The organism is Streptomyces sp. NPDC059224 (genome assembly GCF_042754285.1).
Lineage (GTDB): Bacteria > Actinomycetota > Actinomycetes > Streptomycetales > Streptomycetaceae > Streptomyces.
Window position 1 is genome coordinate 65,946 of record NZ_JBHZAN010000006.1, and the last position, 25,458, is coordinate 91,403.

Below are 25,458 nucleotides of genomic sequence, written 5' to 3' on the forward strand. Positions count from 1 at the left end.
CGCTCAGTCCTCCTCCCGCTCCGTGTCGGCGAGGTGGATCACGCAGACCGCCACCGCGATCAGCAGCGCCGGGTCCGCGTCGTCCCGTACGACGTCGACACCGTAGGTCTCCCGGACATGCAGCCAGCGCCGGGAGACCACGGCCAGCAGCTCACCGTCGTACTCCACGGCGAACTCGCGGTCGAGGATCCTGCCGCTGACGTCCAGTTCGGTACCGTCGACCAGGCGGACGCGGTAGTGGTTGCGCAGCAGCGAGAGCCGCTTGCGCCTGATGGTGGCCAGGGGGCCGCCGTCGCGTTCGATCACCATGGTGTCGCGCAGGGCGAACATCTTCTGGTGGATGTCGACGAGCACGCGCCCGTTCCGGTCCTTCAGTTCGAACGTGTCGCGCACCCGCATGGCCTTGCCGTCGACCAGGAAGACCTTGTCGCCGTGGTCGTCCTCGATCCAGTAGTCCTCGCCGAAGCCGAGGAGCCGGTCGCGTACCAGAAATCTCATGTATCCACCCCTTCCCGGCCGACCGGCCCGAAACGCCGCCGGTAGTCCGACGGGCTGAGCCCGGTCTCACGCCGCAGCCGTGCGCGCAGGTTGGCCGCGGTGCCCAGGCCGCTGCGCGAGGCCACCACGTCCAGCCGCTCCTCGCCGCGTTCGATCAGCCGGCAGGCGAGGGCCACACGCTCCCCGGTCAGCCAGGCCAGCGGAGTGGTGCCGAGCTGGGCGCGGAACCGGCGGTGCAGGGTGGCCGGGGAGAGGGCCGCCCGCCCCGCCAGGTCCGCCACGGTCAGCGGCTCGCCCAGCCGCTCCTGCGCCCAGGCCAACAGCGGGCCCAGCGACTCGTCCGGCACCTCGGGCACCGGCCGCTCCACGAACTGCCGCTGCCCGCCGTCCCGGTGCGAGGCGAACACCAGCCGCCGGGAGACCGCGTTGGCGATCTCGGCCCCGTGGTCCTGCCGCCAGACGTGCAGCCCCAGGTCGAGCGCGGCCGCGCTGCCGGAGGCGGTGAGCAGGTCGCCGTCGTCGACGAAGAGCACGTCGGGGCGGAGCAGCACCCGGGGATGCAGCCGCCGGAAGGCGTCCGCCCAGCGCCAGTGCGTGGTGGCCGGCCGCCCGTCCAGCAGCCCCGCCTCGGCCAGCGCGAAGGTCCCGGTGCAGAAACTCACCACCCGCGCCCCACGCGCGTGCGCCCGCCGGATCGCCTCCAGGACGTCCGCACCGCGCGGTACGACGTTGTCCGGGCGCCCCGGGACGACGAGGGTGTCCGCCGCGTCCACCGCCGTCAGCCCGGCCACTCCGCTCAGGGTGAAGAAGCCGTGGTTCATGCGCACCTCACGGGTCGGCGCGCACAGGGTCACCTCGTACGGCGGCACGGACAGCCCCAGCTCGGGCCGGGGCAGCCCGAACAGTTCGGTGGCGACACCGACCTCGAACGGGTTGGTGCCCGCGTCGACGATCACGGCCACCCGATGGGTGGGTTGCGAGGATCCTTGCGCCATATGCGATTTCTAGCACTCACGCGACCGCCGGGCGAGCGCCCAGGATGAACGCCATGACCGCCATGACCGCCATGAACGGCATGAACGCCAAGAGCAGCGAACCCGTCTCCCTCGCCCGCGCCCTCGGCTCCTTCGAGGAGCTGTGGAGCCCCCGGATCGTCACCGCCGTCAACGACCACGACGTCCGCGTCGCCAAGGTCGGGGGCGAGCACCTCTGGCACGTCCACGACCACACCGACGAGTTCTTCCTGGTCCTGGAGGGCGAGCTGCACATCGCCCTGCGGGAGCCGGCCGGCGAGCGCACGGTCGTCCTGCCCCGGGGCTCGGTCTTCACCGTCCCCCGGGGCACCGAGCACAAGCCGTCCGCCCCGTCCGGAGCCTCGATCCTCCTCTTCGAACCGACCGGCACGTCCACGGTCGGCGACCGCCACGACGAGATCCCCGACCACGTGGACGCGACGACGGGCCACACCCTGCCCTGACCGGCGAAAACGCTGGTTGTCCACAGGTCCGGACGCGCTTGCGCCGACAAGTGGCACCCTTGATCCATGAGCGACACATCCCCGGCCTCCACCCCGCGCCGCGCCCGCGTCCGTGCCCCCGAGCTGATCGGCAAGGGCGGCTGGCTGAACACCGGCGACAAGCCGTACACCCTCGCGGACCTGCGCGGACGCATCGTCATCCTGGACTTCTGGACGTTCTGCTGCATCAACTGCCTGCACGTCCTCGACGAGTTGCGGGAGCTGGAGGAGCGGCATCGGGACACGGTGGTGATCATCGGGGTGCACTCGCCGAAGTTCGTGCACGAGGCGGAGCATCAGGCGGTCGTCGACGCCGTGGAGCGGTACGGCGTGGAGCACCCGGTGCTCGACGACCCGGAGCTCGCCACCTGGAAGCAGTACGCGGTGCGGGCCTGGCCGACGCTGGTCGTGATCGATCCCGAGGGGTACGTCGTCGCCCAGCACGCCGGTGAGGGGCACGCGCACGCGATCGCCCGGCTGGTGGAGGAGCTGGAGGCGGAGCACGAGGCGAAGGGCACCCTGCGGCGCGGCGACGGCCCGTACGTGCCGCCGGAGCCCGAGCCGACCGCCCTGCGCTTTCCCGGCAAGGCGCTGTTGCTGCCCTCGGGGAACTTCCTGGTCAGCGACACCACCCGGCACCAGCTGGTGGAGCTGGCCGGGGACGCGGAGACGGTCGTGCGGCGGATCGGCTCCGGTGCGCGCGGCTTCGCCGACGGCCCGGCCACCGACGCCGCCTTCAGCGAACCGCAGGGCCTGGCGCTTCTGGACGACGGCTCGGTGGTCGTCGCCGACACCGTCAACCACGCCCTGCGCCGCCTCGACCCGGCCACCGGCGAGGTGACCACGCTGGCCGGTACCGGCCGCCAGTGGTGGCAGGGCTCCGCGACCTCGGGCCCGGCCCGCGAGATCGCCCTGTCCTCCCCGTGGGACGTGGCGGTCTTCGGCGGCAAGGTGTGGATCGCCATGGCGGGCGTGCACCAGCTGTGGGTGTACGACCCGCAGAGCGCGACGGTCGCGGTCGCCGCCGGTACCACCAATGAGGGGCTGGTGGACGGGCCGGCGGCCGAGGCCTGGTTCGCGCAGCCGTCCGGGCTCGCCGCCACCGCCGACCGGCTGTGGCTCGCCGACTCGGAGACGAGCGCCCTGCGCTGGGTCGATCCGGACGGACACGTCCACACCGCCGTGGGCACCGGCCTCTTCGACTTCGGTCACCGGGACGGCGCGGCCGGACAGGCGCTGCTCCAGCACCCGTTGGGGGTGACGGCACTTCCGGACGGCTCGGTCGCGGTGTCCGACACCTACAACCACGCGCTGCGCCGCTACGACCCCGCGACCGGCGAGGTCACCACGCTGGCGACGGACCTGCGGGAGCCGAGCGACGCGGTGCTGGCCGGTGACGACATCGTGGTGGTCGAGTCGGCCCGGCACCGCCTGACCCGGCTGCGGCTGCCCGAGGAGGCGGTCCGGGTGGAGTCGGTCGCCCACCGCACCCAGCGGGCGGCGACCGAGGTGGCGCCGGGGCGCCTCCGGCTGGACGTGATCTTCCAGGCCCCGGCGGGCCAGAAGCTGGACCTGCGCTACGGCCCGTCGACACGGCTCCTGGTGTCCTCGACCCCGCCGGAGCTGCTGCTCAAGGGCGAGGGCCCGGACACGGACCTGTCGCGGGAGCTGGAGCTGAACCCGGCCGTGACCGAGGGCGTCCTGCATGTCTCGGCGATGGCCGCGTCCTGCGACGACGACCCCGCCAACGAGTACCCGGCCTGCCATGTCCACCAGCAGGACTGGGGAGTTCCGGTCCGCCTCGCCAAGGGCGGGGCGGACCGGCTGCCGCTGGTTCTGGCCGGCATGGACCAGGAGGCCTAGGGACCGTCAGGCGCCGTATCCGCTGCCGTAGTCGTCCTGGCGACGGCGTTCCTCGACCACCGTCGTCGGCGGCACCATGACCCGCCGACGACGGGCGATGTTGGTGAACGTGGCGACGCCGATGATGCCGACGGCCATCAGGATGAGGCCGACGACGTCGAGGTCGACGCCCTGCATGTGCCAGTCGGTCGCGAACGTGAGGATGGCCCCCACGGCGATGAGGATGATGCACCCGCCAAGGCCCATGAGCGTTGCCTACCCTTCAGGTTCGGTGGTTCCGGTTCACACCGGGTACCCAGGGGCGGGCGGGGCATGTGCAACTACCCCTCCAGGAATGCCGCCAGGGCGTTCGCGAGGAGGAACGGGTCGTCGGAGCCGCACAGTTCGCGGGCGCTGTGCATGGAGAGGATCGCCGCGCCGATGTCGATGGTCTGGATGCCGTGGCGGGCCGCGGTGATCGGTCCGATCGTGGTGCCGCAGGGCATGGAGTTGTTGGAGACGAAGGTCTGGAAGGGGACCCCGGCCCGCTCGCAGGCGGCGGCGAAGATCGCCCGGCCCGAACCGTCCGTCGCGTAGCGGTTGTTGACGTTGACCTTGAGGATCGGGCCGCCGTTGAGGCGGGGGTGGTGCGTGGGGTCGTGCCGCTCGGCGTAGTTGGGGTGCACGGCGTGGCCGGTGTCGGAGGAGAGACAGACGGTGGCGGCGAGGGCGCGCGCCCGGTCCTCGGCGGACCCGCCGCGGGCCAGTACCGAGCGCTCCAGCACGCTGCCGAGCAGCGGGCCGTCCGCGCCGGTGTCGGACTGGGAGCCGGTCTCCTCGTGGTCGAAGGCGGCGAGCACCGGGATGCAGGGCAGCTGCGGGCCGCCCGCCGCCACGGCGGCGAGGGCCGCCGTGCCGGCGTGCACGGACAGCAGGTTGTCCATCCGGGGGCCGGCCGTCATCTCCTGGTCGCGGCCCAGGTAGGCCGGCTCTTCCACGGCGTAGGTCATCAGGTCCCAGCCGGTCACCGAGTGGGCGGGCAGGCCCGACTCCTGTTCCAGGAAGGCGATCAGGTCGCCGTCGCGGACGTCGTCGCCGAGGCCCCAGATCGGCTGCAGGTGGCGCTGCTTGTCCAGCTTGAGTCCGTCGCTGCTCACCGCGCGGTCCAGGTGGATGGCGAGCTGGGGGACGCGTAGCAGCGGACGGCGCACGTCGACCAGGCGGGTGGTGCCGTCGCGCAGGCTGAGCCGGCCGGCCAGGCCCAGGTCCCGGTCGAGCCAGGAGTTCATGAGCGGTCCGCCGTAGATCTCCACGGCGACCTGGCGGAAGCCGTGCGCTCCGGTGTCCGGGCGGGGCTTGACCCGCAGGTTCGGGGAGTCGGTGTGGGCGCCGACGATCCGGAACGGGGTGTGGGGTGCGGCGCCTTCCGGGACGTACCAGGCGATGATGGCGCCGCCGCGCAGCACGTACTTGCCGCCGGCGGTCCCGTCCCAGGCGTCCGTCTCGGCGACCTGCCGGAAACCGGCCTTCTCCAGCCGGGCGCCGGAGTTCGCGACGGCGTGGTACGGCGTGGGGCCGGCCGCGAGGAAGGACATCAGGTCGTCGGTGTGGCCGCGATCGAAGCGGGCGGGTGCGCTCATGGTTCTCACCTTAACGACGTACGGTGGCCCGCTCCCCGGTGAGGGAGCGGGCCACCGTGGGCGGATCAGGCGGGCCGGATCAGAAGGCGGCCTCGTCCAGCTCCATCAGGTCGAGGTCGACGTCGGCCGCGATCTTGCGGGCGAGGGTGACGCCCGGCAGCACGTTGGCCGCGAAGAACCTGGCCGCCGCGATCTTGCCGGTGTAGAAGGCGACGTCCTTGGCGGACGCCGTCTCCAGCTTCTCGGTGGCGACGGCGGCGCCCTTGAGCAGCAGGTAGCCGACGATCACGTCGCCGGAGGCGAGCAGCAGGCGGGTGGTGTTCAGGCCCACCTTGTAGATGTTCCTGACGTCCTGCTCGGTGGCCGCGAGGTCGGTCAGCATCAGGCCGACGATGGCCTCCAGCTCCACGGCGGCCTTGGCGAGGTGCTCGCGGGCGCCCGCCAGCTGCTCGCCGCCGGTGCCGAGGGACAGGAACTTCTTGATGTCCTCGGCGAGGGAGTTCAGCGCCGTGCCCTGGTTGCGGACGATCTTCCGGAAGAAGAAGTCCTGGCCCTGGATGGCGGTGGTGCCCTCGTAGAGGGTGTCGATCTTGGCGTCGCGGATGTACTGCTCGATCGGGTACTCCTGCAGGAAGCCGGAGCCGCCGAAGGTCTGCAGGGACTGGGCGAGCTGCTCGTAGCCCTTCTCGGAGCCGTAACCCTTGACGATCGGCAGGAGCAGGTCGTTGAGGGCGTGCTCGGCCGTCGGGTCCTCGCCGTTCGCCTCCTTGACCATGATCGCGTCCTGGACCGAGGCGGTGTAGAGGACGAGGGCGCGCATGCCCTCGGCGTACGCCTTCTGCGTGATCAGCGAGCGGCGGACGTCCGGGTGGTGGGTGACGGTCACCTTGGGCGCGGACTTGTCCATGAAGTTGGCGAGGTCCGGACCCTGGACGCGCTCCTTGGCGTACTCCAGGGCGTTGAGGTAGCCGGTGGAGAGCGTGGAGATCGCCTTCGTGCCGACCATCATGCGGGCGAACTCGATGATCCGGAACATCTGGCGGATGCCCTCGTGCTTGTCGCCGATCAGCCAGCCCTTGGCCGGGTGCCGGTCGCCGAAGGTCATCTCGCAGGTGTTGGATGCCTTGAGGCCCATCTTGTGCTCGACGTTGGTGGCGTAGACGCCGTTGCGCTCGCCCAGCTCGCCGGTCTCGAAGTCGAAGAGGTACTTGGGCACGAGGAAGAGGGAGAGGCCCTTGGTGCCGGGGCCGGCACCCTCGGGGCGGGCGAGGACGTAGTGGAGGATGTTCTCCTCCATGTCGTGCTCACCGGAGGTGATGAAGCGCTTCACGCCCTCGATGTGCCAGGAGCCGTCCTCCTGCTGGACCGCCTTGGTGCGGCCGGCGCCGACGTCGGACCCCGCGTCGGGCTCGGTGAGCACCATGGTCGAACCCCAGGTCCGGTCCACGGCGATCTGCGCCCACTTCTTCTGCTCCTCGGTGCCCTCCTCGAAGAGGATGCGCGCGAACGCCGGGCCGGAGGAGTACATCCACACGGCCGGGTTGGCGCCGAGGACCAGCTCCGCGTAGGACCAGATCAGGGACGGGGGAGCGGTGGTGCCGCCGATCTCCTCGGGCAGGCCGAGCCGCCAGTACTCGGAGTCCATGAAGGCCTTGTAGCTCTTCTTGAAGGAGGCCGGGACCGGCGCGGTGTTGGTCTCCGGGTCGAAGACCGGCGGGTTGCGGTCGGCGTCGGCGAAGGACTCGGCCAGCTCGTTCTCGGCGAGCCGGGTCAGCTCCTCCAGGACGCTCTTGGCGGTGTCGGTGTCCATCTCGGCGAACGGGCCGGTGCCGTACAGCTTGTCGCGGCCGAGTACTTCGAAGAGGTTGAATTCGATGTCGCGGAGGTTGGACTTGTAGTGCCCCATGCTGACGGCTCCGTATCCGGATCGGCGAGGCACTGAATCCTCGCGCAAGCTTTCACATACCAACGAGTAGCTGAGATGATGCTACCCGTCGGTAATAAGACGCAACCCCTACCGGCGGAAGTGTGAGAAGGGTCTACCTTCTCGCGGCGGCCGCGTGTCTCGGTAGGCTTGCGCGCATGTATGGATACGGCCAGCCCATGGACGGTGGGGCCGCTCAGCAGCAGTACGCCTCGCCGCAGCAGCACATGCCCGGCGGCGCCGGCGGGTACGGCCAGCAGCCCCCGCTCTACCCCGAGCCGTCTCCGCCCTCGCTCGCGGACGCGGTGCGCGCCTTCACCACGGGCCAGCTGACCGCCGAGGACTTCCAGCAGGTCTTCGCCACCTCCAAGGTGTACTGCCCGCGCGGCGACAACCCCGGGTTCCTCGCGCTGCACAACACCCAGCAGCCGGTGATCCCGATGTTCACCTCCCTGAAGGAGCTGCGCCGGTACGCGGGCAAGGAGTCCAAGTACTTCGTGATCACGGGCGCCGAGGTCATCGACCTGCTGCCGACCGGCTACGGCTTCGTCCTCGACATGGAGGGCGAGCACCGGATGGTCTTCGACGCGAAGGCGGTCGAACAGATGGTGGAGTTCGCGATGCGGCGGATGTACGGCTAGCCGTCACGGCCGGCGTCCTCGCACCGGGAAAACCCGCTCCCCCATTGTCACAGCCATGCCATAGGCTGCCCCTCGGCAGCCGCGCCCCGCGCTCAACCGCTGATCCGCGGTCGTGCACGGGCGTCGCGCGGCGCTCTCATCCACCCGGCGAACCCGGGTATGCACTGGGGGTTTCATCACTGTGCGCATGCGCAGCATTTCGGTCGCGACCTCGCTCGCGGTCCTCTTCAGTTCGGCGGCACTGAGCGTCGTTGCGGCGGGGACCGCCTCGGCGGCCGGCACCACCGTCACCAACAACGGCGGTCTCGTCGTGGACGGCGCCCTCCAGAGGGTGTTCGTCGGCGACGCCGCGAACGGCCGGGTTCTCGCGGCCGACTACAGCGGCACCCTCGTCGACTCGCACACCGGCTTCGGCAGTGTCAGCGACCTGGCCCTGTCGGACGACGGCACCACTGTCTACGCGGCCCTGCCCAACACCCACCAGGTCGTCGCTCTCGACGCGGCCACGCTGGACCTGAAGGCGACGTACACCATCCCGACCGACACCGGTCCCCGCCACCTGGCCTTCGCCGGTGGCAAGGCGTGGTTCTCGTACGGCGATCAGTGGGACGGCGACATCGGCTCCATCGACCCGGCGGTGGACCCGGCGGGCGGGACCGACCCGGTGGCGATGGCGCAGTTCCCCACCGAGGGCACGTCGGTGGGCATCTGGGGCCAGGCGCTGCTGGACACCGACCCGACCCGGCCGGGCCTGCTGGCCGTCGGGGAGACCGGCATCTCCACCGACTCCATGGCGGTCCTCGACGTCTCGGACGGCACCGCCAAGGTGACCGCCTGGTACGACGCCGACTACAGCCTGAACAGCGGCATCGGGGACATCGATCTCGTCCCCGGCGCCGACCAGGTGCTGGTCAACGGCACCGACCGGGACGCGTGGGCGGACGGGAAGTTCAGCAAGGCCGGTGCCTACCCGGGCGGCTGGGGCGCCGACGTGGCGGCGGACGGTCTGGTCGCGCAGACCACTGCGGGCAAGGTCTCGGTCTACCGGCCGAACGCCACCAAGCCGCTGCGCACCTACGCGGTCGGCTCGACCTCCGACTGGCCGGGCAGCACCGTGCGCTGGGCGCCGGACTCCTCGCGGATCTTCGCGATGGTCCCCAGCGGCAGCACCTTCACGCTCAAGGTCCTGACGCAGCCGACGCTCAACGTGCCGGCGCTCACGGTCAACGCCCCGAGTTCGGCGACCCGGGCCAAGAAGCTCACCGTCACCGGCAAGATCTCGGCCACGGTCCCGCTGGCGGCCGGCACCAGGCTCTCCGTCACCCGCACCGACCTGGAGTCGCCGAGCGGCAAGGCGCTCGCCTCCGTCACGGTCAAGGCGGACGGCACGTACTCCTTCTCGGACACCCCGCCGGCCGGCGGCACGGTCACGTACAAGGTGAGCTACGCGGGCGACGCCGCGCACACCGCGGTCTCCGCCTCCGACAAGGTCGCGGTCTCGCGCGCGGCGACCGGCCTGAGCCTGAACAACAACGGCAAGCTCTACAACTACGGCGCCGACGTGAAGTTCACCGCTCACCTCGGGACGACGTACAAGAACCGTTCGGTCAAGATCTACGCGGACCCCTTCGGCGGTGACAAGGGCAAGAAGCTGATCAAGACCGGCAAGGTGGACTCCCACGGCAACATCGCCGCGTGGGTGGACATGACCCGGGACACGGCCGTCTCCGCGGTCTTCGACGGCGACGCCCGCTACGCCCCGAAGACCGTGAAGGCCACGGCGTACGCGCGGGTCAGGATCTCCACCTCGCTGTCCAGGCACTACAAGACGGCGAAGATCGGTTCGACGTCGTACTACTGGTTCCACAAGAACACCGATCCGGTGTTCAACACGACCATGACCTACTACCCGGGCCGCGAGCACCGCCTGGACCTGCAGGTCTACTACCAGGGGCGGTGGTACTCGTCGGACTCCGAGTACTTCAAGCTGGGTACGAGCGGCAAGACGTCCGTGCGGCTCGGCGCCCCCGGCCAGTCCGGCATCCGGGCGCGGATGCGTTCGGTGTACGTCAACGGCTCGTCCGGCGACACCGTGAACTCCACGACGTACGGCGGCTGGAAGTACCTCTACTTCAGCAACTGATCCACTGATCCACTGATCCAGCGATCCACTGGTCGGCGGTGACCGGGCCCGGAGGGAATGTCCTCCGGGCCTTCGCCGTTAGGGGTGGCAGAAAGTTCAACGCTCAACTAAAGTGGGCGTACAAGGAGGAGCCAACATGCCTGCAGTGACCGTCGAGAACCCGCTGACCCTTCCCCGGGTGGCCGCACCGGCCGACGCCGTGGCCCGTCCCGTGCTCACCGTCACGACCGCGCCGAGCGGTTTCGAGGGCGAGGGCTTCCCGGTACGCCGGGCGTTCGCGGGGATCAACTACCGCCACCTCGACCCGTTCATCATGATGGACCAGATGGGTGAGGTGGAGTACGCGCCGGGCGAGCCGAAGGGCACCCCCTGGCACCCGCACCGCGGCTTCGAGACCGTCACCTACATCATCGACGGCATCTTCGACCACCAGGACAGCAACGGCGGGGGTGGCACCATCACCAACGGCGACACCCAGTGGATGACGGCCGGCGCCGGCCTGCTCCACATCGAGGCGCCGCCGGAGTCCCTGGTCATGTCCGGCGGTCTCTTCCACGGCCTCCAGCTGTGGGTGAACCTCCCGGCCAAGGACAAGATGATGGCCCCGCGCTACCAGGACATCCGCGGTGGCAACGTCCAGCTGCTGACCACCCCAGACGGCGGCGCGCTGCTGCGGGTCATCGCCGGTGAGCTGGACGGGCACACCGGTCCCGGTGTCACGCACACCCCGATCACCATGATCCACGCGACGCTGGCCCCCGGCGCCGAGATCACGCTCCCCTGGCGCGAGGACTTCAACGGGCTGGCCTACGTGCTGGCCGGCAAGGGCGCGGTGGGTGTGGAGCGCCGCCCGGTCCACCTCGGCCAGACGGCCGTCTTCGGCGCTGGTTCCTCGCTGACCGTCCGCGCGGACGAGAAGCAGGACTCGCACACCCCGGACCTGGAGGTCGTCCTCCTCGGCGGGCAGCCGATCCGCGAGCCCATGGCCCACTACGGCCCGTTCGTCATGAACACCAAGGACGAGCTGATGCAGGCCTTCGAGGACTTCCAGAAGGGCCGCCTGGGCACGATCCCGGCGGTGCACGGCATGACGGAGACCGGCCCGGAGGCGTAACGGACCCGTGGCTCCGAGAGGCCCGGCGCGACCACCGCGCCGGGCCTCTCTCCTTCCCCGCTTTCTCCCCTTTCTCCCCTTTCTCCCTCTCGTTCTGCCTCTCGCCTGCCTGGCCGCCGTGTTCACCCGGCAGGGGGTGTACGGCAGGGCATACGGCGGCCGTGCATGATCCGCTGGACGCGTGTCCCTGTTGCCCGAGCCCGTGCGCCGGTTCGCCGCCTGGTGCGCCGTACTGCTGCTGGCCTCCGGGGTCGGCTGGGTCGGCATCCGGCTCTGCTCGGAGTTCCGCACCGCGGTCACCCCGGTACTGCTCGCCCTTCTCGGCACCGCCCTGCTCGGGCCCCTGTACCGGCGGCTCGTCACGGTCGGCGTCCAGCGCTCCCTGGCCGCCGGTCTCACCTGCGTCGCCGTCGTCGCCGTGGTCGGCGGGGCGGTGTACATCGTCGTCGCCGCGCTCATCGACACCGGCGCGCAGATCACCTCGTCCCTCAAGAACGCGGCGAAGTCGCTCACCCGGCACTTCGGCACGGCCGGCACCTCGCTCGACGACGTCGCCGACAACGCCAGGGAACTGCTGGGCAAGTTCGGCGGGACGGCCGTCTCCAACGTGATCACCGGCGTGAGCGTGGTCGGCGAGGGCATCGCCGTGGCCGTGCTCGCCCTGCTGCTCGTCTTCTTCTTCCTGCGGGACTCGCATCTCTTCGTCGACTCCCTCCGGGCCGTGGCACCCGGCGAGAGCGCCGACATGCTGGAGGCCATGGCCCGCCGCGCCTTCGAGGGCGTCGAGGGGTTCATGCGCGGCACGACCGTCATCGCGCTGATCGACGCGGTCTGCATCACCGCCGGTCTGCTGATCCTCCGGGTCCCCGGCGCGGTCGGGCTCGGCGCGCTCGTCTTCGTCTTCGCCTACATCCCCTACCTCGGCGCCTTCATCTCCGGGGCCGTCGCCGTAGTGGTCGCCCTAGCCGACCGGGGCTTCGTCATCGCGCTGTGGGCGCTCGGCGTCGTACTCGCCGTGCAGGTGCTCGAGGGGCACGTGCTGCAGCCCGTGATCCAGAGCCGGACCGTGCAGATGCATCCGGCGGTGGTGATGCTGGCGATCACCGCGGGGGCCTCCGTGGCCGGGATCCTGGGGATGCTGCTCGCCGTACCGCTCACCGCGGCCGCCTTCGGCATCGTCCACGAACTGCGCGCACGGTACGCGAACGCCTAGCAGCGGTCGGGCTCGCCGCCGCTCTCGTGCAGCTCGAACCAGATGCTCTTGCCCTTGCCGCGCGGGTCGACGCCCCAGGCCTGCGCCAGGAGCTCGATCAGGACCAGGCCGCGGCCGGAGGAGGCCAGCTCGCCGGGGCGGCGCTTGTGCGGGAGGTCGTCGCCGGCGTCGGTGACCTCGACCCGCAGCCGGCGCTCCGGGGCCTGTCCACAGACCTCGGCGAGCAGCAGCGCGTCCGCGTCGGTGTGCACCAGCACGTTCGTGAGCATCTCGGAGATCAGCAGCACCGCCGAGTCGACCTGGTCGGGCGAGTCCCAGTCGTGCAGCAGCTCGCGCAGCTGCTGACGGGCCTCGGCGATCCGCTCGGGCTCGTCCTGGGCCACCGACAGCAGGGTGCGGCGGATCCGGGGCCGTACCGCGAGCGGCTCGTCGCTCCGCCCGGCGCCCGGCCGGGACAGCAGCAGGACCGCGATGTCGTCCTCGCGGCGGTCGGCCAGCGGCCCGGTGGTGTGGTGCGAGGAGGGGCCGTGCACCGCCTGGACCAGGGCGTCGGCCATCTTCTCCAGGTCGCCGTCGTGGTCCTCCATGATCGCCCGGACCCGCTGCCAGCCGCTCTCCATGTCATGGCCGCCGGTCTCGATCAGACCGTCGGTGCAGAGCATCATGATCTCGCCGGGTTCGAGGGTGAACCGGGTGGTCGGATAGTCCGCGTCCGGGTCGATGCCGAGCGGCAGCCCGCCCGCCGTCGGCCGTCGCAGCACCGTGCCGTCAGCCATCCGGATCGACGGGTCGAGATGCCCCGCACGGGCGATCTCCAGGAGCCCGCTCGCCGGATCCGTCTCGACGTACAGGCAGGTCGCGAAGCGCGTGTCCGTGATCGTCTCGTCGTAGGTGATCCCGTGCAGGAAACGGGAGGCCCGGGAGAGGACCGCGTCCGGGCGGTGCCCCTCGGAGGCGTAGGCGCGCAGCGCGATCCGGAGCTGCCCCATCAGTCCGGCGGCCCGTACGTCATGACCCTGGACGTCGCCGATGACCAGCGCGAACCGGCCGGACGGCAGCGGGATCATGTCGTACCAGTCGCCGCCCACCTGGAGCCCGCCGCCGGTCGGTATGTAGCGGGCGGCCACGTCCATGCCCGGTATCTCCGGGCCGAGCATGGGCAGCATGGACCGCTGGAGCCCGTCCGTCAGCTCCCGCTCCGAGTCGGCGACCCCGGCCCGGGACAGGGCCTGCGCCAGCATCCGGGCCACCGTGGTGAGCACGGACCGCTCGTCGGGGGTGAACGACACCGGATAGGCGAACCCGGCCATCCAGGCGCCCATGGTCCGGCCCGCCACCGTCAGCGGCAGGAAGGCCCAGGACCGGCGGTGGAAGCGTTCGGCCAGCGGCCAGGTCACCGGGTAGCGGGACCTGTACTGCTCGGGGGAGGAGAGGTACACGGCCCGCCCGGTCCGTACCACCTCCGCCGCCGGGTAGTCGGTGTCCAGGGGCATGTTGCTGAAGGGGCTGTCCTCGTCGATCTGCTGACCGTGGTGCCCGATCATCGTCAGCCGGTCGCCCTTGAGGCCGAAGACGGCCAGCCCCTCCGGGGAGAACCCGGGCATCGACAGGCCCCCGGCGACCCGCAGCACCTCCTCGGTGGACCGCGCCTCGGCCAGCGCCCTCCCCGCGTCCAGCAGGAACGCCTCCCGGGAGCGCCGCCAGTCGCCGGTGACCGGATGCTGAGCGGCGGTGCCGGGGGACGGCTCGGAGACCTCCTGGATGGTCCCCGTCACCCGGTAGACGCGTTCCTTGGAGTCGTACACCGGCCGGAAACGGCTGCGTACGGTACGGATCAGCCGGCCCCGCTCGTCCATGACCCGCAGCCGTACCTCGCCGAGCGTGCCCTCGGTGGCAGCCAGCCGGGTGATGCTGGTGTTCTCGTTCCAGTCCACGGGGTGGAATCGGGACCGGACCAGAGCCTCCGAGAGGAGGGAGGGTTCGGCCGGCAGCCCGATGAGCCGCGCCGCCTCCGCATCCGCGGTGACCAGCCCGGTGGCCGTGTCCCAGTGCCACAGCCCGGTCGCGAGGGCGGCGAGTACGTCCTCCACGGCGGGCAGGGGCTCGCCAGTTCGCATTGCCCCACTTTAGGAAGATGAGATCGAAAAAAGCTACTGATCATCCACCTGCTAATGGGGAGAGTCGGCCCTGGGGGGCCCGGTACGCTGGGTGGTGTTTCACGTGAAACACCAGGCTGACACCACACCCCGATCCGCGAAGGCTGGATGAACCACGATGCATCGGTACAGGTCCCACACCTGCGGCGAGCTCCGCTCCTCTGACGTCGGCACCGACGTCCGGCTGAGTGGCTGGCTGCACAATCGGCGCGACCTGGGCGGCATCCTCTTCATCGATCTGCGCGATCACTACGGCATCACCCAGCTGGTGGCACGTCCGGGCACGCCTGCCTACGAGGCCCTGGACAAGCTCAGCAAGGAGTCGACGGTACGGGTCGACGGCAAGGTCGTCTCCCGCGGCGCCGAGAACATCAACGCCGACCTGCCCACCGGCGAGGTCGAGGTCGAGGTCGGCGAGGTCGAGCTGCTCGGCGCGGCCGCCCCGCTGCCGTTCACGATCAACGCCGAGGACGGGGTCAACGAGGAGCGGCGCCTGGAGTACCGCTTCCTGGACCTGCGCCGTGAGCGCATGCACCGCAACATCATGCTTCGTACGGCCGTGATCTCGGCCATCCGCCACAAGATGGTCGCCCTCGGCTTCAACGAGATGGCCACCCCGATCCTCACCGCGACCTCCCCCGAGGGCGCCCGTGACTTCGTGGTGCCGTCCCGCCTGAACCCGGGCAAGTTCTACGCGCTGCCGCAGGCCCCTCAGCAGTTCAAGCAGCTGCTGATGATCTCCGGCTTCGACCGGTACTTCCAGATCGCGCCCTGCTTCCGCGACGAGGACGCCCGCGCCGACCGTTCGCCGGGCGAGTTCTACCAGCTCGACGTCGAGATGAGCTTCGTCGAGCAGGAGGACGTCTTCCGCCCGATCGAGCAGCTGATGACCGAGCTGTTCACGGAGTTCGGCGGCGGCCGCGAGGTCACCTCGCCGTTCCCGCGGATCCCGTTCCGCGAGTCGATGTTGAAGTACGGCTCCGACAAGCCGGACCTGCGCGCCCAGCTGGAGCTGGTCGACATCACCGACATCTTCGAGGGTTCGGAGTTCAAGGCCTTCGCCGGCAGGCACGTCCGTGCGCTGCCGGTGCCGGCGGTCCAGGACCAGCCCCGCAAGTTCTTCGACCAGCTCGGTGACTTCGCCGTCTCGCAGGGCGCCAAGGGCCTGGCCTGGGTCCGCGTCGCCGAGGACGGCACGCTGTCCGGCCCGATCGCGAAGTTCCTCACCGAGGAGAACGTCGCCGAGCTGACCAAGCGGCTCCAGCTGGCCGCCGGTCACGCCGTCTTCTTCGGCGCGGGCGAGTTCGACGAGGTCTCCAAGATCATGGGTGCGGTGCGGGTCGAGGCCGCCAAGCGCGCCGGGCACTTCGAGGAGAACGTCTTCCGGTTCTGCTGGATCGTCGACTTCCCGATGTTCGAGAAGGACGAGGAGACCGGCCGGATCGACTTCTCGCACAACCCGTTCTCGATGCCCCAGGGTGGCATGGAGGCCCTGGAGACCCAGGACCCGCTGGACGTCCTGGCCTGGCAGTACGACATCGTCTGCAACGGTGTCGAGCTGTCCTCGGGCGCGATCCGGAACCACGAGCCGGACATCATGCTCAAGGCGTTCGGTATCGCGGGCTACGACGAGGAGACCGTCGAGCGCGAGTTCGCCGGCATGCTCCGCGCGCTGCGCTTCGGCGCCCCGCCGCACGGTGGCATCGCCCCGGGCGTGGACCGCATCGTGATGCTCCTCGCCGACGAGCCCAACATCCGCGAGACCATCGCCTTCCCGCTCAACGGCAACGCCCAGGACCTGATGATGGGCGCCCCGACCGAGCTGGACGAGGCCCGCCTGCGCGAACTGCACCTGACCATCAGGAAGCCGCAGCCGAAGTAGCGAGCGGGCCCGAGCGGGCCGTCGTCGATTTCCAGCCCCCTTGTGCACGAGAGTGCGCAAGGGGGCTGTTTTATAAGGTCGTTGACGGGATGCGCACCTACCTTCCAGCGCCATGACAGACGACGAGCAGCTCGCGCGGCCCCAACAGGGTCACGGAACAACACAACTGACGCGCCGCAAGGCCATGGCGGCGGGAACGGGCGTGGTCGCGGCGATGGGCCTGGGCGGCACCTTCGCGGCGAACGCGGTGGCCGGGGAGAGGAACCCGGCGGTGCCGGAGCCGCGCGACGGCTGCTACACGCTCACCTCCGAACTGGTCGAGGGCCCCTACTACATCGACGCCGACAAGCCCCGCCGGGACGTCACCGAGGACCAGGAGGGCATCCCCCTGCACCTCACCCTCAAGGTGATCGACGCGGAGACCTGCACGTCGCTCAGGAACGCGGCCGTGGACATCTGGCACTGCAACGCGTCGGGCGTCTCCTCGGGGTACGAGGGGGTGGGCGGCGGCGGAGACGGTACCCCTCCCACCTACGCCCCGACCGACGACACCCGCTACCTGCGCGGCACCTGGCACACGTACCGGCACGGGCAGGTCACCTTCAAGACCGTCTTCCCCGGCTGGTACCAGGGCCGGTGCGTCCACATCCACGTCAAGGTGCACGTGGGCTGTCGGCGCGGGCGGAGCCGTACGCGAGCAACACCACCACCCGTACCACGCTCGACGAGGACACGATCTACCCGGACAACGGGCACGAGGGCGGCCTGCTCCACCTCGAGTACGACCGCCACCACATCACCCGCGGCGTCCGCGCCCGTCTGACGGTGGGCGTGGAGCCGGACCGGACGAACAACGGCTGAGACGGGCGCCCGGGACCCGGCGACGGACGTCCCGGGCGTTCCGGCGGTGGTGGGTCAGGTGTCGTACCGGCCGTCCCAGGGTTCGCCGAAGCCCAGGTGGTCCGGGTAGAGCTCGGCCCAGCCTCCGTCGTCGTCCTCCTTGGCGACCAGGCCGAAGAACACGCCGTCCACCGTGAGCTGGAACGGGCGTATCGCGATGTCCGTGTACGTTCGCCTCGGCAGGCTGCGCAGCATGTTCGCCATGTGCGCGCGGGCCCGCGCCAGTACCGAGCCGGCGCCGTCCGGATCGCGCTGCTGCTCGGCCCAGCTTCCCGCGCACCAGATCTGCGAGTCGCGGTAGTGCCCGTCGGCGTCGAAGAGATGCAGCACCGAGTAGAGCCGTTTCTGCTCCTCCCAGCCCTCGTCGAGCCGGAACCCCTCGGGGAACGCGTAGGTGACCGACGCCAGGAACTGTCCGTCGGTGTAGTGACCGATGGCCTCGGTACGGCCGTGGGGCTCGTAGGCGATCGGGATGAGCTCAGGTGCCATGGCGAAACCATACGGATGTGTTGTGGACATGCGGGAACGTGGGTGCCACCCCGCCGGGATGTTCACCTGATTCTGCCGAAAATGCCACTGCGTTCACCAGTCCGGTGGACCGTGCTCCGGCCCGTCGGCCGGCCGGAGCGCCGGCGCCGGGCTCAGTCCTGGGAGGTCTTGGGCTTGGTGCGGCGGACACGGCGGCGCAGGGCCGGCCCCAGGCGGACCAGAAGGCGTTTGTCGATGCCGGTGACCCGGCGCTCCACCGCGGACAGCTGCTTGGTGGCGGCGGCCAGTTCCTTGCGGAGGGCGGCGAGCTGGCGGGTGGTCTCGGTCGCGCGCTTCTCGGCGGTGGTCAGCCGGGAGCGCAGCTCCCGGTTCTCCTTGGCATGCCGGTCGGCCTTCGCGTCGGCCGCGGTGATCCGCTCGCGCAGCCGGCTGACCCGGTACCGCATCTGGCCGTCGTCCCCGCCGTCCCAGACCGGCATCGAGGCGGGCAGGTCCAGGCCGGCCAGCCGGGCGTCGAAGGCGGCGCCGCCGTCACCGTGGGTGTAGGTGTTCTCCAGGCCGTTGCGGTCGAGGAAGGCGACGATGCGCTCGAAGCGCTCTCCGTGTCCCTTGAGCATCGCGGAGAAGTCGGCGTCCTCGTACAGCTCCCGCGGGTCGGTGTCCGCGCCGAGTTCGGTGAGCGGGCGGTGCGGGATGTCGAAGTAACGGCACAGTTCGAGGGTGCGTGAGTCGTGGGTGAGGACCACGCTCGGGGTGCCGGCCAGCAGGGCGGCGACATTGCCGTGGATACGGGTGCCGTAGGCGAAGTCGTAGCCGCGCAGTTCGTCGATCCAGGTAGCCGGGTCCAGCGGCATGCGGACCTTGTTCTCCTGGAGCAGGGCGTGGCTGAGCTGGAGCGGGAAGGCGTCGGTGTGCCCGGACTCCGGCGAGGTGTCGCCCCACATCAGCAGTTCCGCGTCGACGGTGTTCTGCGCGTAGTAGGCGAGGTGGGGGTAGCGCTCCCACGCGTGCCGGGCGAGGCCCGATATGTCGCCGACGGGTATCGCGTCCGGCGACAGGTTGAGGGCGATACGGGAGTCGGCGGTCAGCTCCGTGGCCCGGATCTCCGGGAAGGTGTCGCCGTACAGGAACATCGACGGGCAGCCGATGATGTCGACGTCCTTGAAGCCGAGGCCCTTGAGGTAGTCCGAGGTCAGCTCGCCGCGTACGCCGATGGAGGCGGAGCGGTCCAGGACGGCGCGGGCGAAACGGCGGACCGAGTCCGCCATCGGCTCCAGCCAGCCGGTGTCGTAGTCCGCGGGAGCCTGGGCGCCGACGCCGAACACCACGACCGGGATGGTGAGTTGCTCGATCAGTGTGGTGAGCCGGTCCAGGGACGCGTGGAACGTCGGGCGGAAGGCGTTGGCGAGCGGGACGACGAAGGCGTCGTACTGCTCGTTGATCTCCGCGGCCCGTCGTGCCGAGGGGTCGGTGCGGATGCCGTTCGACGTCACCTCGGTGTCCGGGGTGGTCAGCATCTTGTGGGCCGAGTCGCTGAAGAGCAGGTTCCCGGTGTTCGTTCCGATCAGATCCTGGTGGATGAACTCCGCCGGAGTGGCGACACGGAACGGGCTCTTCCCGGAACGGATCAGAATTCGTTTCACGAACGGCACACTATCCCGGTGGTAAACGCGGGGTGAAGCAGGAGTAAGAGTCTGACAGGTCTCTTTCCCCGGACTTACCTCATGCCGAAGGCCCGGCGGAGGGGGGCCTCCTGCCGGGCCTTCGACGGTGCGTGCGTGCGGTGCGTGCGGTACGCGTGGTGCGTGCGGTGTGGGGACTACTCGGCCGGCGCGCCGCCGAAGCGCTCCTTGTAGGTCTCCAGGTCCTCGTCCGTGAGCTTGGCGAAGAGGACCGGGGGCACCGTGAAGGGGGTGCCGGTGGGGACGGAGGCCAGCGCCTTCGCCTCGGCGGGGGTGGCCCAGGTGGCCGTGTCCCCGGTCAGGGCGAACGCCTCGCGCATGATCTTCGCGGTGGCCGGGATGAAGGGTTCCGAGACCACCGCGTAGAGGTGGATCAGGTTCATCGCCGTGCGCAGGGTCAGGGCCGCGCCGTCCTTGTCCGTCTTGATCTCCAGCCAGGGGGCCTTCTCCTCCAGGTAGGAGTTGCCGGCCGACCACAGGGCGCGCAGGGCGGCCGCGGCCTTGCGGAACTGGAGGGACTCCATGTGCGACTCGTACTCCGCGAGGAGTTCCGCGATCTGCTCGCCCAGCTTCGCCTCGGCCTCGCCCGGCTCGCCGCCGGCCGGGACCTCCTCGCCGAAGCGCTTCTTGGAGAAGGACAGGACGCGGTTGACGAAGTTGCCGAGGGTGTCGGCCAGGTCCTTGTTCACCGTGGCCGTGAAGTGCTCCCACGTGAAGGAGGAGTCGTCCGACTCGGGCGCGTTGGCGATCAGGAAGTAGCGCCAGTAGTCGGCGGGGAGGATGGCGAGGGCCTGGTCGGTGAAGACGCCGCGCTTCTGGCTGGTGGAGAACTTGCCGCCGTAGTACGTCAGCCAGTTGAAAGCCTTGACGTAGTCGACCTTCTTCCACGGCTCGCGCACGCCGAGTTCGGTGGCCGGGAACATCACCGTGTGGAACGGGACGTTGTCCTTCGCCATGAACTCCGTGTAGCGGACGTCGGTGTCGACGTCGTACCACCAGGACTTCCAGTCGCGGTTGTCCTGGTCTGTCTCCTGCGCGGCGTCTGCCCACTCCTTCGTCGCGCCGATGTACTCGATCGGGGCGTCGAACCAGACGTAGAAGACCTTGCCCTCGGCCGCCAGCTCCGGCCAGGTGTCGGCCGGGACCGGGACGCCCCAGTCCAGGTCGCGGGTGATGGCGCGGTCGTGCAGGCCCTCGGTCAGCCACTTGTGGGCGATGGAGGAGGCCAGCTGCGGCCAGTCCTTGTCGTGCTTCGAGACCCACTCGCGGACCTCGTTCTCCAGCTTGGACTGGAGGAGGAAGAGGTGCTTGGTCTCGCGGATCTCCAGGTCCGTGGAGCCGGAGATCGCCGAGCGCGGGTTGATCAGGTCGGTCGGGTCGAGCACGCGGGTGCAGTTCTCGCACTGGTCGCCGCGGGCCTTGTCGTAGCCGCAGTGCGGGCAGGTGCCCTCGACGTAGCGGTCCGGCAGGAAGCGGCCGTCGACCGGCGAGTACACCTGGCGGATCGACCGCTCCTCGATGAAGCCGTTCTCGTTCAGGCGGCGGGCGAAGTGCTGGGTGATCTCGCGGTTCTCGGCGCTGGAGCTGCGGCCGAAGTAGTCGAACGCGAGCGCGAAGCCGTCGTAGACCGCCTTCTGGGCGTCGTGGGCCTGCGCGCAGAACTCCTCGACCGGGAGGCCCTGCTCCTTGGCCGCGAGTTCGGCGGGGGTGCCGTGCTCGTCCGTCGCGCAGATGTAGAGGACCTCGTGGCCGCGCTGGCGGAGGTACCGGGAGTACACGTCCGCCGGGAGCATGGACCCCACCATGTTGCCCAGGTGCTTGATCCCGTTGATGTACGGAAGGGCGCTGGTGATGAGGTGTCGAGCCATCGGGGGCTGCTCCCAGGTCGGTCCTGCTGCTGGTTTTGCGAACCTTGAAATCGTAGCCGACATGTGTATGCCGCCCGCCTCCCGTTTTACGGGGTGAGAGGCGGGCGGCACGGGAGGGGCTCGGGAAGGGGCTACGGGCGCCAGTCGATCAGTACGCCGTCGTAGAGCTCGGCGTCCGTGAGCTCCAGGGGGGCCGGGCCCGCGTGGAAGAAGGCCGCGTTGGCGGTCTTCAGCTTGCGGAGGTAGTCGAAGGCCTTGTTCTCGTGCTCGCCGAACGCGACGAAGGAGAAGAACACCGAGGGGTGCGACTTCGCGGCGTCGGTGAGGGACTGGGTGGCCGGGGTCTTCGCGTCGGGGGCGCCGTCGGTCTGGAAGACGACGAGGGCCGGGGTGTCGGGGGCCTGCGGGGCGACGTTCTTGTCGTAGTGCGCGAGTACGGCTTCCACGGCGGCGTGGTAGCTGGTGCGGCCCATGCGGCCGAGGCCGGCGTGGGCCTCGTCGATCGCGTTCTCGGAGGAGGCGGGGGTGAGATCCGTGGTGCCGTCGACCTCGGTGGAGAAGAAGACGACGTGCACGGAGGGGGTCCCGCCGTCCGGGGTGAGGCGGGTGGCGAGGGCGAGGGTCTGGTCGGCGAGGGCCGCGGCGGAGCCGTCCTTGTAGTACGCGCGCATGCTCGCGGAGCGGTCGAGGACGAGGTAGGTGACGGCGTGGGTGCCGGTCAGGCCGGCCTTGGCGAGGGCGGTGGCCGCGGCGTCGTCGTCTCCGCCTTCGGCGGGGTTGTTCCCACCCGCACCACCCGTGACGGTCTCGTCGGCGGGTGCGGGTGGCCCCTGCGGGGCGGACCCGCCGTCGGCGGCCGCGGCGGGAGTGACTTCGGGGGCGGGCTCCGGAAGGGTTTCGGTGCCGGGCTCGCCCTCGGCCTCCTGGGAGACCTCCGGCTCGACAACAGCCTGCGGAACCGGCTCCGCCTCCACGTCGGGCTCGGCCACCACTTCGGCGACCGGCTCGGGCGCTGCCTCAGCCACGGCCTCGGTCTCGGCGGCAGCCACCGGCTCGGGCGCTGCCTCAGCCACGGCCTCGGTCTCGGCGGCAGCCACCGGCTCGGGCGCTGCCTCAGCGGCGGGCTCCGTCTCGGCGGCAGGCATGGCCTCCGGCTCCGCTTCGGCCTCCGCCTTCGGCTCAGCCGTCACCTCGGCCTGCGGCTCCGGGGTCGCCTCAGCGGCGGGCTCGACCGCGGCCTCGGCCTCGGTTTCGGCCTGCGGCTCCGGGGTCGCCTCAGCGGCGGGCGCGACCGCGGCCTCGGCCTCCGGCTCCGTCTCGGCGGCAGGCATGGCCTCCGGCTCGGCCTCCGGCTCCGCTTCGGCCTCCGCCTTCGGCTCAGCCGTCACCTCGGCCTTGGCGACGGCCTCGGCCTCGGCCACCGCTTCAGCCTCGGCCTTGGCCACTGCTTCGGCTTCGGTCACTGCTTCGGCTTCGGCCACCGCTTCGGCCTCGGCTGCCCTCTCCGCCCCTGCCGGTGGCTCGGGGGTCGGTTCTGCCGTGGTTTCCGGCGTTACCTCGATTTCCGGTTCGATCGTTCGTGATGCCTGCTTCGGCACGGTCACGTTGTCGAAAGCCGCAGTCACCAGGTCGTGCTCGTCGGTGTCTGCCGGGCGGGGTTCAGGGACCACCGCCGAGGTGGCCGGTTCAGGTGCTTCCTGCTTCGACGCCGGTGCCGGCGTCGGCTGCGAGGGGAGCTGGTCTGCACCCTCTGCCTCGGCGGGGCGCGGCTTTCGCGACCGGCCGAATGCGTTCCGCAGGAGAGTGAGAATGCCCATGTGCGCAACCCTTCGCGTGAGTTGATACCCGTCAATCGCTGGCCAGGACGGACACGTAAGGTTAGCGGCCCCAGGTTGCGATCTTGGGGAGGGTCGATGACTCCTGTCGGGCGTAGGGCGGTCCAGCTCCGGGCCCCTTCCCAAGTCCCCTCCGCGGGACCTAGTGCGGGGACGTGATCGCCCGGGCCGCCGCCACTTCCTGGCGCAGTGGTTCCAGGACGCTGTCCGGTGGGCCCGTGAGGTCGGTGCGGACCGCGAACAGGGTGTCCGCCTCGCGGACGCCGTCCGCCAACTCACGCAGTTGCAGCGCGATCTGGTCCACCTCGGCGCGGGTCGGGGGCGGTGCTCCGTGCCGTACCCGGACCCGGGCCGCCGTCGTCGCGTCGACGATGCGTTCCACGGCGACGACCAGCGGCCACCAGGCGGCCGCCCGCCGTCCCGCAGGCGGCGGTTCGGTCAGGGCGCGCTGGAACTCCGTACGGACCGTGGACAGGTCGCGGTAGAGGCGGCGGCGCATCCGGGCGCGGGCCGCCGGGTCCGCGCCCTGCTCGAAGGCCAGGTCGACATAGGCCGCGGTGTCCGCCACCGCGTTGGCGAGCCGGTCGCCGACCCGGGTGCGCCAGCTCTCCGGCCAGAGCAGGTATCCCGCGGTCAGGGCGATCCCGCAGCCCATCAGGGAGTCCAGCAGGCGCGGCAGGAGCAGGCCGGTGCCCTGGTGGTTCAGTACGTCGGAGAGCAGCAGGATCACCGGGGTGACGGCGGCCGTCTGAAAGCCGTAGCCCCGCCGGGTGAGGGCCGGGATCAGCGGGGCCAGGACCATCATCACCGGGATGTCCCACCAGCCGCGCGGTACCAGCATGAGCACGGTCGCCGCCACCACCAGGCCCACCACCGTGCCCAGCGCGCGCAGCAGGGCCCGGGAGAAGACCGAGCCGAAGTCGGGCTTGAGGACGAAGGTGACGGTGAGCGCGACCCAGTAGGAGCGCGGGACCGGGACCAGGGACACCAGCGCCTGCGCGATGCCGATGCACAGCGCGAGGCGGATGCCGTAGCGCCAGGAGTCGGCGGACAGCACCACGTTGCGGGCGGCGCGGGAGGTGCGGATGCCGAGGGCGGCGGGGCGGCCGAGGCGGTCGTCGATGCCGCGCGGGTCGACGTCGGGGCTGGTGACGACCTCGGTGAGGTGCCGCAGCGAGTGGTCGACGGCCCGGCCGGTCTCGCTGCGCGGCTCGGGGAGGCCGAGTTCCAGCGGGCCGGTGTACCCGGTGTCGATGGCGTCGGCGATGCGGTGCACGGCCGCCGGGATCTCGGGCGGCAGCCGCTCTCCGGCGATCCGGACGGCGGGGGCGGCCTCCACCACCGGGGTGATGGCGTTCAGCTGGGCCACCATGCGGGTGAGGTCGCGGCTGCGGCCGCGGTACCGGGCTCGCCGGGCCAGGATCAGGTCGTACGACTCGTTCAGCGACTCGGTGACGATGTGCCGGGCGCGGTCGTATTCCTCGGCGTCGGTGCTGCCGATGGCGGTGAGCTGGTCCGCGACCGTGCGGTAGGTGGCGGCGACCGCCGAGCGTTCCGGTACGCCCGAGCGCAGCGGCCAGGCCAGCAGGGCCAGGAAGAGGACCAGCAGACCGCCGCCGGTCATCAGGACCGGGGTCAGCCACCAGGCGCCGGGCATGGGCAGGCCGGCGCCGATCACGGAGTTGAGCAGCAGGAGCAGGCCGGAGACGGAGGAGACCGCGCCGATCGTCGAGATCATCCCGGAGATCAGCGCGATGCCGGTGATGACGGCCACCGTCAGCCAGCCCTGGTCGTAGACCAGTGCGCCGGCGGTGACACCGGCGGCGCCGAAGAGCTGGGGGACCGCGATGTTGAGGATCCGCATCCGGTAGGCGTCGGCGGTGTCGCCGATGACCCCGGACAGGGCGCCCATGGAGGCGAGCGCGCCGTACGCGGGCTGTCCGACGGCGAGCCCGGCGGCGAGCGGGAGTGCCATGGCAAGAGCGGCGCGGGCCAGGGCGGGCCAGTTCAGGGGGGCGGCCTGCTCGGGCCGGAGGTTCCTTACCAGCCAGTCGGGAGGGGTGAGGCCGATGGGGAACTCGCGGGGCATGTGCTCATTATCGGGGCCGGCGCCGG

The 25,458-nt window shown here is 70.6% G+C and carries 18 protein-coding genes and 1 pseudogene; 8 read left to right on the forward strand and 11 right to left on the reverse strand.

Annotated elements, in window-relative coordinates:
- Positions 1-3 precede the first annotated feature (3 nt).
- Together ACFXI4_RS08010 and ACFXI4_RS08015 are read right to left on the reverse strand one after the other, a co-directional pair.
- Positions 4-498: an LURP-one-related/scramblase family protein gene (locus tag ACFXI4_RS08010; RefSeq protein WP_384988881.1), complete on the reverse strand. Its 495-nt coding sequence runs from the start codon at positions 496-498 to the stop codon at positions 4-6.
- Complete coding sequence (locus tag ACFXI4_RS08015; RefSeq protein ID WP_384988882.1) at positions 495-1,493, reverse strand: GlxA family transcriptional regulator; 999 nt, start codon at positions 1,491-1,493, stop codon at positions 495-497. Before ACFXI4_RS08015 ends, ACFXI4_RS08010 begins: the two co-directional genes overlap by 4 nt.
- Before the next feature lie 53 nt (positions 1,494-1,546).
- Between ACFXI4_RS08015 and ACFXI4_RS08020 the strand changes: the two genes are divergently transcribed.
- Entirely contained in the window at positions 1,547-1,975 is a 429-nt protein-coding gene (locus ACFXI4_RS08020; RefSeq protein WP_384988883.1) for a cupin domain-containing protein, read from the forward strand.
- A gap of 66 nt (positions 1,976-2,041) precedes the next feature.
- Entirely contained in the window at positions 2,042-3,877 is a 1,836-nt protein-coding gene (locus tag ACFXI4_RS08025; protein ID WP_384988884.1) for a thioredoxin-like domain-containing protein, read from the forward strand.
- A 6-nt stretch (positions 3,878-3,883) separates the two neighbouring features.
- On the opposite strand, the gene ACFXI4_RS08030 is transcribed toward ACFXI4_RS08025, so the two are convergent.
- The 3 genes from ACFXI4_RS08030 to ACFXI4_RS08040 all read right to left on the reverse strand — a co-directional run bounded on the left by ACFXI4_RS08030 (position 3,884) and on the right by ACFXI4_RS08040 (position 7,402).
- Positions 3,884-4,123: a DUF6458 family protein gene (locus ACFXI4_RS08030; RefSeq protein ID WP_384988885.1), complete on the reverse strand. Its 240-nt coding sequence runs from the start codon at positions 4,121-4,123 to the stop codon at positions 3,884-3,886.
- A gap of 74 nt (positions 4,124-4,197) precedes the next feature.
- Entirely contained in the window at positions 4,198-5,496 is a 1,299-nt protein-coding gene (locus ACFXI4_RS08035; RefSeq protein ID WP_384988886.1) for a M18 family aminopeptidase, read from the reverse strand.
- A 79-nt stretch (positions 5,497-5,575) separates the two neighbouring features.
- Positions 5,576-7,402, reverse strand: coding sequence for an acyl-CoA dehydrogenase (locus ACFXI4_RS08040; protein ID WP_384988887.1), 1,827 nt, complete (start codon positions 7,400-7,402; stop codon positions 5,576-5,578).
- Between the two features lie 176 nt (positions 7,403-7,578).
- On the opposite strand from ACFXI4_RS08040, the gene ACFXI4_RS08045 reads away from it, so the two are divergent.
- The 4 genes from ACFXI4_RS08045 (at position 7,579) to ACFXI4_RS08060 (ending at position 12,531) form a co-directional block, all read left to right on the forward strand.
- A complete protein-coding gene (locus tag ACFXI4_RS08045; protein ID WP_362714162.1) occupies positions 7,579-8,061 on the forward strand; it encodes an SseB family protein in 483 nt (160 codons plus the stop codon).
- 187 nt (positions 8,062-8,248) lie between these two features.
- The gene (locus ACFXI4_RS08050) at positions 8,249-10,204 is read left to right on the forward strand and encodes a YncE family protein (protein ID WP_384988888.1); all 1,956 of its coding nucleotides are present in this window, start codon (positions 8,249-8,251) and stop codon (positions 10,202-10,204) included.
- Between the two features lie 136 nt (positions 10,205-10,340).
- Entirely contained in the window at positions 10,341-11,318 is a 978-nt protein-coding gene (locus ACFXI4_RS08055; RefSeq protein ID WP_384988889.1) for a pirin family protein, read from the forward strand.
- A 181-nt stretch (positions 11,319-11,499) separates the two neighbouring features.
- On the forward strand, positions 11,500-12,531 hold the full coding sequence (locus tag ACFXI4_RS08060; protein WP_384988890.1) for an AI-2E family transporter: 1,032 nt from the start codon (positions 11,500-11,502) through the stop codon (positions 12,529-12,531).
- Here ACFXI4_RS08060 and ACFXI4_RS08065 read toward each other — a convergent pair.
- Entirely contained in the window at positions 12,528-14,648 is a 2,121-nt protein-coding gene (locus ACFXI4_RS08065) for a SpoIIE family protein phosphatase (RefSeq protein ID WP_384988891.1), read from the reverse strand. The two genes, ACFXI4_RS08060 and ACFXI4_RS08065, sit on opposite strands and share 4 nt — an antisense overlap.
- A gap of 157 nt (positions 14,649-14,805) precedes the next feature.
- Between ACFXI4_RS08065 and aspS the strand changes: the two genes are divergently transcribed.
- Together aspS and ACFXI4_RS08075 are read left to right on the forward strand one after the other, a co-directional pair.
- On the forward strand, positions 14,806-16,569 hold the full coding sequence (gene aspS, locus ACFXI4_RS08070) for an aspartate--tRNA ligase (RefSeq protein ID WP_384988892.1): 1,764 nt from the start codon (positions 14,806-14,808) through the stop codon (positions 16,567-16,569).
- Between the two features lie 184 nt (positions 16,570-16,753).
- Positions 16,754-17,430 (forward strand): annotated as a pseudogene (locus ACFXI4_RS08075) (dioxygenase).
- Between the two features lie 54 nt (positions 17,431-17,484).
- Here ACFXI4_RS08075 and ACFXI4_RS08080 read toward each other — a convergent pair.
- From ACFXI4_RS08080 to ACFXI4_RS08100, 5 genes are all read right to left on the reverse strand, one after another.
- On the reverse strand, positions 17,485-17,958 hold the full coding sequence (locus ACFXI4_RS08080; protein ID WP_362716478.1) for a hypothetical protein: 474 nt from the start codon (positions 17,956-17,958) through the stop codon (positions 17,485-17,487).
- Positions 17,959-18,110: 152 nt separating this feature from the next.
- The gene (locus tag ACFXI4_RS08085) at positions 18,111-19,601 is read right to left on the reverse strand and encodes a polysaccharide pyruvyl transferase family protein (protein WP_384988893.1); all 1,491 of its coding nucleotides are present in this window, start codon (positions 19,599-19,601) and stop codon (positions 18,111-18,113) included.
- A gap of 176 nt (positions 19,602-19,777) precedes the next feature.
- On the reverse strand, positions 19,778-21,508 hold the full coding sequence (metG, locus tag ACFXI4_RS08090; RefSeq protein WP_384988894.1) for a methionine--tRNA ligase: 1,731 nt from the start codon (positions 21,506-21,508) through the stop codon (positions 19,778-19,780).
- A 131-nt stretch (positions 21,509-21,639) separates the two neighbouring features.
- Positions 21,640-23,325 (reverse strand): VWA domain-containing protein, encoded by a 1,686-nt coding sequence (locus tag ACFXI4_RS08095; protein WP_384988895.1) that lies wholly within the window; start codon positions 23,323-23,325, stop codon positions 21,640-21,642.
- Positions 23,326-23,485: 160 nt separating this feature from the next.
- Positions 23,486-25,432, reverse strand: a complete 1,947-nt coding sequence (locus ACFXI4_RS08100; RefSeq protein WP_384988896.1) for an FUSC family protein — start codon at positions 25,430-25,432, stop codon at positions 23,486-23,488.
- Between the last annotated feature and the right edge of the window lie 26 nt (positions 25,433-25,458).